We start from the raw sequence: 11,950 nt of genomic DNA, 5'->3' as shown, positions 1-11,950 counted from the left end.
TGAACTGGCTTTTCGGGTACCGAAACACAGGAGTAAATTGATGACTATTGCACAGCAACTTGAGGGGAAAGGTTTCGAAAAAGGATTTCAACTAGGAAAACTGGAAGGAATACAAGAAGGAAGGCTGGAAGGAATACAGGAAAGAATACATAGAGATATGAAACAAACAATACAGCAATGCATGCAGCGCTGTGAAGAAGAGGGGATTTTGTTAGATGTTCAGGCCGTTGCCCATCTCATTTTACAGGAGGGTATGGATTACAATACGGTAAAGCAAATAACAGGCTTGGAAGGGGAAGAACTGACACCACTCAGCGACTAAATACTTTGAACAGGGTGTATCTTTCTGCCTGTCTGAATAAAAAATCGCCTTGTTATCCGTATCCAAAAACACAAAACCTTATATATCAATATGATAGATATATATGCATTAATATTCTTTCCATGAAATATAACAAGGCTGCCACTGAGTAATCCATAAATTAAACGAATATACCCTGAGTAATTTAACTTGATTATCATCGCTGATTCTTACTCGCGATAAATCCGGATGCGCTATCTGATTAGGCCGTTTTTTTACAGCAACACCTAAGAAACTTGAAGTATGACGGGTATAATTGTAATAACAAAATTCAGATATACTTAGCACAAAAAAACATAGCCCACTATTGAGTTTAACTTTTCCCACTAAAGGAAACTGTGATTTAATCGTTTTATTGTCATCACCTTGTCAGGGATATTTAATTTATGCGCAAGTCACTTACCGGTGGATTAATTTTCACTTTACTCTCTTCTGCTATTATTTTTTCCACAGCACAGGCTGATGACAAAAAAATTCGCGTTGGATTTAACCCGGGCCCCTATAAAGAACAATTTCAAAAAGGTATTGAACCTTATTTAAATAAGCAGGGTTACAGCGTTGAGTATAAAGATTTTAGTGATGGCGTACAGGTCAATGATGCAGTAAGTCGCGGTAATATCGAAGCGAATATTATGCAGCATCCGGTCTATTTAAAATCAGTCAATGAGCGCCTGGGTATTGATAATATCGGTATTGTACAAGTTCCTACCCCGCCAATGGGCCTGTACTCTGAAAAGATTAAAACTCTGGAAACACCAAAAGCAGGTACGGTGATTTCTATTCCTAATCAGGCACCTAATGCCTACCGTGCCGCACTGGTGTTGCAAGGTCTTGGTTGGGTAAAAATCCGTCCTGACAGCGACCCGGCGACCTTTTCACAGCGATTTATTAGCGAAAATCCTTACAAAATCGTCCTCAAAGAAATGGATAACGCCCAACAGGTACGCGCCTTACCAGACGTCGATTTTGGGCTGATCCAGGGTAACTTTGCCGTATCCAGTGGCATGAAATTAGCTTCCGCCCTGGAACTGGAAAAACCCACCAGCCAGTTTGTTAACGTTGTCACTATCGCTGGCAAAAATAAAGATGCTGACTTTGCTAAAGCATTAGTTGCTGCTTATCAGTCAGATGACTTTAAAAATTATATTCGCACTAATCCACAATATGCCGGCTATATGTTGCCTGACTATTTCCAATGAGCCAGCCGATAATCAGTTTTCAGAATGTCAGTAAGACCTTTTCACGTAATGGGGAAAACTTCCTGGCACTCGATAACGTTAATCTGGATATCAATAAAGGCGATATTTTTGGGGTTATTGGTGCCAGTGGTGCAGGGAAAAGCACCTTACTGCGGTTAATTAACCACCTGGAATCACCCAGTCAGGGCGATATGCTGATTAATGGCATATCACTGCAAAAGACGGACAAGAAACAGCTTAACCTGGTGAAGAAAGATATCGGCATGATCTTTCAGCACTTCAATTTATTAAATTCACGTACCGTATTTCACAATGTGGCTATTCCCCTGATTCTGCAAGGACGGGATAAAACCTTTATTCATGACAGAGTGAATGAGCTACTGGCGTTTGTGAATTTGAGCGAGAAAGCACAGAGCTACCCGGACGAATTATCCGGCGGGCAAAAACAGCGGGTCGGGATCGCACGGGCATTAGCCTCTAACCCTTCCATTCTGTTATGTGATGAGGCCACCTCCGCGCTGGATCCGCATACCACAGTACAGATCCTGTTATTGCTACAGGAGATCAATAAGCGCTACGGCATCACCATTGTGCTGATCACCCATGAAATGTCAGTGGTACAAAAAATCTGCCATAAGGTGGCGGTTATGGCCCAGGGGCGGGTGATAGAGCAAGGTAATGTGCTGGCGTTATTTGGGCAGCCGCAAAATGAAATCACCGCCAGCTTTGTCCAGTCGGTGATTCATGACCGTTTACCCGAACAAACCCTGGCTCGTATTAAGCAGCAGACTGACAGCCGGGCACTCCGCCTGGAGTTTATTGGTCAGACGGCACAGCAACCCATTATTAATCAGCTGATCCGTGAATATCCCGTCGAGGTCAATATTCTGTTTGCCAGCATGTCCGAAGTCCAGAGCACCATTCTTGGGTTCATGATTGTGCAGTTACGGGGTGAAACGGGCCAGATTGAGTCAGCCATTCACTACCTCCATACCGCAGGGGTGAAAATTAGCGATGTTTGAATATTTTGATTCCGCCGTCACCGGTGAACAGTTCATCCTGGCGCTCTATGACACCTTGGTGATGGTCAGTATTTCGCTCGGATTTGGGTCATTACTGGGCATTCCATTGGGGATTGTGCTAGTGACCTGTCGTCCTGGCGGTGTGTTACCCAATCCTGTTCTGCATCAGATATTAAACCCGGTGGTGAATATCCTGCGTTCCCTGCCTTTTATTATCCTGCTGATCACTATTTTGCCTGTGACACGCTGGCTGGTGGGCACCACTATCGGCACCCCGGGAGCAATAGTGCCTTTAGTGGTCTTTATCGCGCCTTATATCGCCCGTCTGGTCGAAAGTTCATTGCTCGAAGTCGATGAAGGAATACTCGAGTCGGCCAATGCCATGGGTGCGACCACTTTCCAAACTATCTGGCACTTTATGTTGCCTGAGGCCGCATCCTCACTGGTTCTGGCGCTGACCACTGCCACTATCGGCCTGCTGGGTGCCACCGCCATGGCCGGAACCGTAGGTGCCGGGGGAATTGGCGACCTTGCTATTACCTATGGTTATCAGCGGTTTGATACTTTTGCCACCCTATCCACCGCCCTGGTTCTGATAGTCATTGTCCAGCTGCTACAAACCTTCGGAACCCAGCTGGCACGCCGTATTCGTCGCGAATAATCTGAGAGAGAAATCATGCCTATTGTTGAAAGCTTTACCCTGGACCATAACAAAGTCATCGCCCCTTATGTCCGTGTTGCCGGAACTGAACGACATGCGCAAGGTGCCGTCGTACAGAAATACGACCTGCGCTTTTTACAGCCTAACGTATCCTCTATTCCGACTGCGGCTCTGCATACCCTCGAGCATCTGCTGGCTTTTGGTATTCGTGAAGAACTCAACGGGGTTATCGATATTTCCCCGATGGGCTGCCGTACCGGTTTCTATTTGATTTTGTGGGATGAGCATAGTCCGAAAGAAGTTGCAGCCGCCCTGACTCGTGTACTGGAACGAGTAGTTGATGCCACTGATGTCCCGGCTGTCAGTGCTCTCGAGTGCGGAAACTACCGCGATCACTCCCTGTTTTCAGCCAAAGAATATGCCCGTCAGGTACTGGCCGAAGGTATCAGTACTGATGCGTTTTCACGTCAGCTGTAAGGTGAATCTATAGATAAGGAACAGCCTATGTTTTCAGTAAAATCACCGGGGAATTATATTCAGCAGGCCGGGCTTCGCCATCAGGTAGGAGAGCATATTCGCCCCCATGTCGGTCATGTGCGAATTCTGACTTCGCCTTCGGCCTGGCAAGCCGTTAGCCCCGTCCTGAGTGATAGCCTGGACAAAGCAGGTATTCGCTGGCAGCTCGAGTACCTGGCAGGCGAATGTACTGATGACGCTATAGCGCTGTTTCAAAATAACCTGCTCGAACAAGGGGCAGAAGGGATCCTGGCAATTGGCGGTGGGCGGGTACTGGACACCGCAAAAGCAGTCAATAACGCGCTTGGAGACAAGATCCTTTTTACTCTGCCCACCCAGGCTGCAACCTGTGCCGCCTGGTCCCCCCTGGCAATTATTTATAATGCTGCCGGGGGACATGTTAAAAGCATCGCCCTGGATACGATGCCGGCATTGATTCTGGTCGACAGTGAAGTTATCGCCCACAGCGATGTGCGTTATCTGCGGGCCGGTATTATTGATGCCCTGGCGAAGTGGGTGGAATTTGAACCCTATCAGCGTCATAACCCAAACCTGCTGGCGCTGGATGTCAAAGTGTCCGCAGCGCGTCAGGCGACAGAGATTTTTCTGCTCTGGGGTGAAGCGGCAATTAAGGCGAATCAGCAGCAGCAAGTGACTCAGGCGCTGGAAAAAGTGATTGAAGCCAATATTGTGCTGGCAGGGCTCGCCAATAGTATTCGCGGCCCCCTGGATACCCCAGGACTTGCCCATGTGATTCACGATACCCTTACCCACCAGCCAGAGTTACATGACTGGCTGCACGGGGAAAAGGTCGGTTATAGCCTGTTAATTCAGTCGCTGGTTGATAATGCTGACGGACAACCTGATGGTGAACTACTGAAGTTACTACGTCGTTTCCATAGTCCGTTACGTTTACCGACTTTGTCAGGCGACCGAACGGAACGTCTGCAACAGATAACCAGTAATATCGCTTTTCCCGTCAAGAGTCGCAACAGCCTGCCGTTTGAGATAACGAATCAGACACTATTCCAGGCCTTCCAGACTACCGAGAGTCGCGATTTCCAGTCGGATTAAGCTCTGACTGATGATCTTCGAATAACTGTAGCAAGTGATCTGCCACCGCCCGAACACGGCGGGAATGCGCAAGATCGGTATGCAGTACCAGCCAGATAGGCTGGTCGGCATTCACCTCAGGTAACAGGCAGATCAAATCGGTCTGTCTGGCAAGATAATGGGGAAGCACTGCCAGCCCCACACCCGCGAGAGCCGCCGACATCTGGGCTGATAACGTGTTGGTTTCTAACCTGCATGGCTGAGCGCGAGAGAGACGAGAAATCCATTTAGCGGCAGGCAGGTGGCTATAAGCTTCCGTCCAGCCAATCAAAATATCCTCATCAAATACCACCGCCTTCGGTCCTGCACGACGAGTTTCGAGATAGCTTCTGGCACCATAAAGACCAAAACCTAATGTCCCAAGCCGTTTGATAGTGACGTGACCACTCTCAGGTTTACTCATTCGTATCGCTAAGTCGGCATCACGTCGATGAAGGTTAAGGGTCTGTACGCCACTGACTAGTTCCACGCGTAGTTCCGGATGGCGGCTAAAAAGCTGCGGGAGCGAAGGAACGATCAGCGGATTAGCGAGATTTTCCGCCGTTGCCAGACGTACGCAGCCTGCGACTCGCTCCTGCTGCTGCGCGGCTTCACCAAAAGCATTCCCGGCATATTCCAGAGCCTCTGCACGTTCCAGCAATGCTTCACCATCATCCGTCAGCCGATAGCCACTCTGATGACGGCTGAATAATGGCACGCCTAACGCCAGCTCCAGACGATCGAGCCGCCTGGACACCGTAGCAATCCCCATTTCCAGAGTCACTGATGCCCCACTTAAGGTACCGCTACGGGCAATAGCCAGGAAAACGCGCGCGTCATCCCAGAGCAAAGAAGTGTTCATATCATTTTCCATATCAGGAAAACTGAGTTCCAGTTTTGGCTATATTTTCCACTATATCGGAAGATTATACTGCCCGCACTCAGTACTGTTAAGGGGAAGTATCATGCAACAGCGTAAACCTGGAATCGACTTAGCTCTCTCACCTCTCGGTCTCGGATGCATGGGGATGAGCGAATTTTATGGCCCACGAGATGATAAACAGTCTCTGCAAACACTGGAACAAGCTGTAGAGATGGGCATCAATTTCTTTGATACCGCCGATATGTATGGCCCGTACCATAACGAAGAGCTACTGGGTCATTTCCTGAAAACACATAGCCATGATGTTCATATTGCTACCAAATTTGGCATCGTCCGCAAACCGGGGGAATACCAGCGCACTCTGGATAATAGCCCGCGTTATGCCCGACAGAGCTGCGAGGCATCACTGCGTCGTCTGGGGATTGAACAGATCGATCTCTACTACGTCCATCGCCTCGATCCTCATCAGCCTGTTGAAGAGACGATGACTGGCCTTATCCCGCTGGTACAGGAAGGAAAGATCGCCCGTATCGGCCTGTGTGAAGTGAGCGCCGCCACACTGCGCCGCGCTCATGCAGTACATCCGGTTGCTGCGGTGCAAACCGAATACTCATTGTGGACCCGCGATGTTGAAGTCGAGGTACTCCCGGCCTGCCGTGAACTGGGTATCAGTCTGGTCGCTTACTCCCCGCTGGGGCGTGGTTTTCTCACCGGTCGATTCCAGAATAATGCCACCTTTGAGGAAGGCGACTTCCGTGGCAGTCTGCCACGCTTTCAGCCTGACAATATCGATGCTAACCGTGCTCTGGTTAATGTCGTCACCGATCTTGCAGCAACTAAAGGCTGCTCGCCGGCACAAATTGCTCTGGCGTGGTTACTGGCACAAGGCGATGACATTATCCCTATTCCGGGAACCAAACGTCTTACCCATCTTCAGGACAACCTCGGAGCACTTTCAGTGCATCTGGAACCACTCGAGATGGCTCGACTGTATCAGGCTCTTGATGCCTTGCCTGTGGTCGGGGAACGCTATACCTCAGAAGGGATGAAAGGAGTTAATACATGAATACGGGGGCATCAGAAATAATCCCCACAGAGGAAACAACATCGTGGCGTAGCTGGCTCGCTGTCGTGGTTCTGGGCATCAGCTCTTTCGCGATTGTTACCACAGAGCTGGCACCTATTGGCTTACTTTCACCGCTTGCAAACGAATTCGGACAAACAGAGGGGACCGCTGGGTTAATCGTGACGGCCTATGCCTGGGTTGCAGCGCTCTCAGCGCTGCTATCGGCCATATTTCTTGGACAGTTACCCCGTAAACCTTTACTGGTCAGTCTGATGTTGATTCTGACGGTATCCAGTACGATTGCAGGCATCAGTAGTGAATTTTCAACACTGCTGGTTGCTCGCATGGTGGGAGCTTTAGCTCATGGCGCATTTTGGGCCATGATTGGCTCGATTGGTGCTCAGCTGGTACCCGCCAAAAAAATAGGTCTCGCGACATCGATTATCTTTGGCGGCGTCTCCATTGCCAGTGTACTGGGTGTTCCTCTGGCAAATTTATTGACCCAACTCGATGGCTGGCGGACGGCATTTAAGGTTATCTCGGTGCTCTCCCTGGTTACGACCTTCGCTATTGCCTGGACGGTTCCTCGCCTTGCTCCTTCAGCACCTATCCACACCGATACCCTGAAGAAGATCCTGAGGAATCGCATTTTTCAGCGGATTTATCTGGCCACTGCTTGCGCGATTATGGCGCATTTTGCTGCCTTTACCTTTATCGAACCGCTGCTATCACACAGCCTGCATATCCGTATCACGCTTATCAGTACTCTGCTGCTGGTATTTGGTGTCGCAGGTGTCGTGGGTAACTTTATTTCCGGCAAGTATATTGACCGTTATCTTAAGCCTCTGATTCTGCTGTCATTGGGTCTCATGGCGCTATCAGTACTGGCGGTCGGTAGTTTGCCCGCAGGAAGTCCGGCATGGCTGGTCGCTGTTCTGCTATCCGCTTGGGGGGCATCGGTGGCGATTATCTTCGTCGGTTTTCAGTCGTGGATATTGAGGGAGGCAGGTCAGGCAGCTCTGCCAGCATCGGCTATTTACGTTTCTATCTTCAATGCCGCGATTGGGGCCGGAGCCCTGGCAGGGGCTATCCTGTTGTCTGTCACCAGTATCAATGGCTTGATGGTAATTGCTGCCATCGCGATAGCCGGAAGTCTGATCCCGGTGATACTGATCAAGGCACCCGCACGATTAAATTAAAATCTCACTGTGCCGTTCACGGTACTCTTTCGGCGTCGCGTCATAGGCTTTTTTAAATACAGAATAGAAATATTGTAATGAGGGATAGCCGCACATCTGGGAAATTTCATTAATGGATAATGAGGTTGATACGAGCAGAGTGCGTGCTTTCTCTAATTTTTCTGCATGAATAACCGCGTGAATAGTCTCGCCGACCTCTTCTTTAAAGCGCTTTTCAAGATTAGAGCGTGATATCCCGACTGCATCCAGTACTTGCTCAACCTTAATCCCTTTACAGGCATGATTGCAGATATAGTGCATCGCCTGAATCACCGCCGGATCGCGCAGAGCGCGGAAGTCCGTGGAACGTCGCTCAACGACCCGAATAGGCGGAACGAGCACTCGCTGCAAAGGCAGGGTTTCATTATTCAGCAGACGGTGTAATAACTTGGCAGCCTGATACCCCATCTGGCGAGTCCCTTGGGCGACTGATGAAAGCGCAACCCGGGATAAATAGCGGGTAAGTTCTTCATTATCAATACCAATCACACAGAGTTTCTCTGGTACCGGGATCTGCAGGTGCTCACAGACCTGCAATAAATGACGCGCTCTGGAGTCGGTTACCGCAATAATACCGGTTTGTGCTGGCAGGGTTTGAACCCAGTCAGCCAGGCGGTTCTGGGCATGCTGCCAGTTTTCTGGGGCAGTCTCCATGCCCTGATAAACCACCTCACGGTACTTTTCCTTCGCCATCAACTGCCGAAACGCATACTCACGTTCAACCGCCCAGCGCTTATTACTGGAACCTGGCAAACCATAGAAAGCAAAGTCTTGCACTCCCTTCTCTTTAAGGTGCAGAAAAGCACTTTCCACCAGCGCATAGTTGTCTGTTGCAATGTAATGCACGGGGGGATAATGCTCGGTCTGATGATAAGAACCGCCCACTCCGACAATCGGTACACCGGCTTTATCCAGTAAGACTTCTATTTCAGCATCGTCAAAATCAGCAATAACACCATCGCCCAACCACTCTTTAATATTATCGATACGGGCGCGAAAATCCTCTTCAATAAAAATATCCCACTTCGATTGCGACGCCTGCAAATACTCACCCACGCCTTCGACCACCTGACGATCGTAAGCCTTATTGGCGTTGAATAATAAGGTGATGCGATGGCGCTTCTCAAACATGTTAGCAATCCCAAAATAAACAGAAAAGCCGGGGCTTATTACCCCGGCATAACAATTAATAACATAATATTAAGCCCGACGCTTAGTCGCTGAGTCCATCCAGACCGCTAACAGTAAAATAGAGCCCTTGACGATATACTGCCAGAAGGTCGGGACATCCATCATACTCATACCGTTATCCAGAGAGGCCATGATAAATGCCCCCATCACTGCCCCCGCAACCGTACCAATACCACCCGCCAGGCTGGTACCGCCGATAACACAGGCGGCGATGGCATCAAGCTCAGCAATATTCCCGGCAGAAGGTGAACCCGCTCCGAGACGCGAGCTAAGAATCAATCCGGCAACAGCCACCATCAGGCCATTAATCGCAAACACCGCCATCTTAGTACGCGCAACGTTAATCCCGGAAAGTCTGGCGGCTTCAATGTTGCCACCAATCGCGTAGATACGGCGACCAAATGCAGTGCGGGTCGCCATAAACATACCGACCAGCATTAACAGCACCAGAATCAAAACCGGCGTTGGCACCCCACGATAGTCATTCAGTAACCAGATGGCGCCCAGTACAATGACCGCGGTCAGCGCCTGACGACCTATAGTGCTACTTGATGCCTTGGTTGCCAGGCCTAAGGCTTCACGACGCGCACGCAATCGCCATTGCCAGGCGACAAAGATCATTAAACCCAATGCGCCAATACCAAAACCAAGGCCATCAGATAAATAACTCTGACCTATCTGCGACATCGCCTCAGTCGTCGGCGAAACCGTAGTGCCGCTGGTGATACCAATCAAGATACCGCGGAAGGCCAGCATACCCGCCAAAGTGACAATAAACGACGGGACTTTGCGATAAGCCACCCACCAGCCATTCCAGGCTCCCAGTACCAGACCAAGCGCCAGCGTGACGATAATGGTCAGAGGTAATGGCCAGCCAAACCAGACATCGAAAATCGCCGCAACGCCCCCCAACAGTCCCATCATTGAGCCTACCGACAGATCAATCTCGGCCGAGATAATGACAAACACCATACCCACAGCGAGAATGCCGGTGATCGCCGTCTGACGCAGTAAATTCGAGATATTACGAGCACTGAGATAAGAGCCGTCGGTCATCCAGGTAAAGAACAGCATGATCACCACAATCGCGGCTATCATAACAAATACCTGTAGGTTCAGTTTTTTCAGGCTACCCAGTGGACTGGCTAGCTTTATTTCAGAGGGGTTACCTTTCGACATGGGAGTCACTCCTTAGTGCAGCTTCCATAACCTGCTCTTGGGTCAGGTTGTTATTAACCAGGTTGGCTTTGATACGCCCTTCATGCATCACCAGCACTCTGTCACTTAAGCCCAGCACTTCCGGTAATTCTGAGGAGATAACAATCACGGCAATGCCCTGCTGAACCAGCTGATTGATAAGTTTGTAGATTTCATATTTCGCACCGATATCAATACCGCGCGTCGGCTCATCAAGAATCAGGATCCGTGGGTTAAGTAACAGACAGCGAGCCAGAATCGCTTTTTGCTGATTTCCGCCACTCAAACGGCCAATTGCTAGCTCAGGGGATGAGGTTTTGACTTTAAGCCGCTGGATAGACTGCAAAATGCAATCCTGTTCAGCCGCATCGTCGAGGCTGGTTGCCAGCCCGGTAAATTGGTCAAGCGAGGCCAGCGTGATATTTTGCCCGACCGCCATCACCGGAACGATGCCATCGCGCTTACGATCCTCTGGTACCATGGCAATGCCTAAGCTAATCGCCTTTTGACAGTTATTAATACTCACCGGCTGATTATCGATAAAAATCTCGCCCTGTGACTTACCCGGCCAGACGCCAAACAGACACTGCACCGCTTCGGTACGCCCGGCTCCCACCAGACCGGCGATACCGAGGATCTCGCCTTTATGCAATGAAAACGAAATATCGTTAACGCGCTTCATATGCCGGTTGACCGGATGCCAGGCAGTAAGATGCTCAACCCGCAGGATTTCTTCCCCTATCTGATGCGGTTCATTCGGATAGAGCGCGGTTAGCTCACGCCCGACCATCATGGTGATGATGTCATCTTCATCCATCGTCGCCGCGTCACGCATCCCGATAGGTTTGCCGTCGCGGATAACGCAGATAGTGTCGGAAATGGCTTTCACTTCGTTGAGCTTATGAGAGATATAAATGCAGGCGATACCGTGTGCCTGTAAATCGCGAATAATCCCCAGCAGTATTGCCGTCTCTTGTTCGGTGAGCGAGGCGGTGGGTTCATCGAGAATTAATAACCGCACCTGCTTATTCAGTGCCTTGGCTATTTCTACCAGCTGTTGCTGGCCTAGCCCTAAGTCCCCTACCCGGGTATCAGGGGAAAGGTTCAGGCTCACCTGAGCCAGCAGTTTTTCTGCCCTGAGCGTCATGCTCTCGTAATCCAGCAGACCATAACGGGTCATCTCAGAACCGAGAAAGATATTTTCCAGGATGGTCAGATGTTTAACTAACGCCAGCTCCTGGTGAATAATGGCAATCCCTTTACGTTCGGTATCGCGAATATGGCTGGCTTGTAGTTGCTCACCGGCAAACCAGATTTCACCGTCATAACTACCATGAGGATAAATACCACACAGCACCTTCATCAGGGTCGACTTTCCCGAACCATTCTCACCGCACAGGGACATCACTTCCCCGGCATTCAGCGACAAACTGACGCTGTCCACCGCCTTCACGACCCCGAAAGCCTTGGTGATATTTTTCATTTCCAGCAAGTACGGCATACCTTTTCCCCGCCTGGCCTGAA

General features: G+C 49.8%; 12 protein-coding genes. 8 read left to right on the top strand and 4 right to left on the bottom strand.

The window, feature by feature from the left end:
• Positions 1-40: 40 nt before the first annotated feature.
• The 6 genes from M2387_RS16620 to M2387_RS16595 all read left to right on the top strand — a co-directional run bounded on the left by M2387_RS16620 (position 41) and on the right by M2387_RS16595 (position 4,833).
• A complete protein-coding gene (locus M2387_RS16620; RefSeq protein ID WP_259050991.1) occupies positions 41-322 on the top strand; it encodes an RpnC/YadD family protein in 282 nt (93 codons plus the stop codon).
• A gap of 425 nt (positions 323-747) precedes the next feature.
• A complete protein-coding gene (locus tag M2387_RS16615; RefSeq protein WP_259050989.1) occupies positions 748-1,560 on the top strand; it encodes a MetQ/NlpA family ABC transporter substrate-binding protein in 813 nt (270 codons plus the stop codon).
• Positions 1,561-1,568: 8 nt separating this feature from the next.
• Positions 1,569-2,582: a methionine ABC transporter ATP-binding protein gene (locus tag M2387_RS16610; protein ID WP_259051152.1), complete on the top strand. Its 1,014-nt coding sequence runs from the start codon at positions 1,569-1,571 to the stop codon at positions 2,580-2,582.
• A complete protein-coding gene (locus M2387_RS16605; protein ID WP_259050987.1) occupies positions 2,575-3,243 on the top strand; it encodes a methionine ABC transporter permease in 669 nt (222 codons plus the stop codon). Before M2387_RS16610 ends, M2387_RS16605 begins: the two co-directional genes overlap by 8 nt.
• Positions 3,244-3,258: 15 nt before the next feature.
• Positions 3,259-3,720 (top strand): S-ribosylhomocysteine lyase, encoded by a 462-nt coding sequence (locus M2387_RS16600; protein WP_259050985.1) that lies wholly within the window; start codon positions 3,259-3,261, stop codon positions 3,718-3,720.
• 27 nt (positions 3,721-3,747) lie between these two features.
• Positions 3,748-4,833, top strand: a complete 1,086-nt coding sequence (locus M2387_RS16595; RefSeq protein WP_259050984.1) for an iron-containing alcohol dehydrogenase family protein — start codon at positions 3,748-3,750, stop codon at positions 4,831-4,833.
• On the opposite strand, the gene M2387_RS16590 is transcribed toward M2387_RS16595, so the two are convergent.
• Positions 4,802-5,713: a LysR family transcriptional regulator gene (locus tag M2387_RS16590; RefSeq protein ID WP_259050983.1), complete on the bottom strand. Its 912-nt coding sequence runs from the start codon at positions 5,711-5,713 to the stop codon at positions 4,802-4,804. The two genes, M2387_RS16595 and M2387_RS16590, sit on opposite strands and share 32 nt — an antisense overlap.
• Before the next feature lie 103 nt (positions 5,714-5,816).
• Between M2387_RS16590 and M2387_RS16585 the strand changes: the two genes are divergently transcribed.
• Positions 5,817-6,800 carry an aldo/keto reductase gene (locus tag M2387_RS16585; protein ID WP_259050982.1) on the top strand — a complete coding sequence of 328 codons (984 nt, stop codon included), beginning with the start codon at positions 5,817-5,819 and terminating at the stop codon, positions 6,798-6,800.
• Positions 6,797-7,999, top strand: coding sequence for an MFS transporter (locus M2387_RS16580; protein ID WP_259050981.1), 1,203 nt, complete (start codon positions 6,797-6,799; stop codon positions 7,997-7,999). The genes M2387_RS16585 and M2387_RS16580 overlap by 4 nt, the downstream gene beginning before the upstream one ends.
• On the opposite strand, the gene xylR is transcribed toward M2387_RS16580, so the two are convergent.
• From xylR to M2387_RS16565, 3 genes are all read right to left on the bottom strand, one after another.
• Complete coding sequence (xylR, locus tag M2387_RS16575) at positions 7,991-9,169, bottom strand: D-xylose utilization transcriptional activator XylR (protein WP_259050980.1); 1,179 nt, start codon at positions 9,167-9,169, stop codon at positions 7,991-7,993. The two genes, M2387_RS16580 and xylR, sit on opposite strands and share 9 nt — an antisense overlap.
• Positions 9,170-9,238: 69 nt before the next feature.
• Positions 9,239-10,408 carry a xylose ABC transporter permease XylH gene (gene xylH, locus M2387_RS16570; protein ID WP_259050979.1) on the bottom strand — a complete coding sequence of 390 codons (1,170 nt, stop codon included), beginning with the start codon at positions 10,406-10,408 and terminating at the stop codon, positions 9,239-9,241.
• Positions 10,395-11,927, bottom strand: coding sequence for a xylose ABC transporter ATP-binding protein (locus M2387_RS16565; protein ID WP_259050978.1), 1,533 nt, complete (start codon positions 11,925-11,927; stop codon positions 10,395-10,397). Before M2387_RS16565 ends, xylH begins: the two co-directional genes overlap by 14 nt.
• Positions 11,928-11,950 lie beyond the last annotated feature (23 nt).

Source organism: Klebsiella sp. BIGb0407, from assembly GCF_024807845.1.
In the GTDB taxonomy this organism is placed as follows: domain Bacteria; phylum Pseudomonadota; class Gammaproteobacteria; order Enterobacterales; family Enterobacteriaceae; genus JGM124.
The sequence above is the reverse complement of the archived record's forward strand: the minus strand, read 5'-3'. Positions and strand labels throughout refer to the sequence as shown.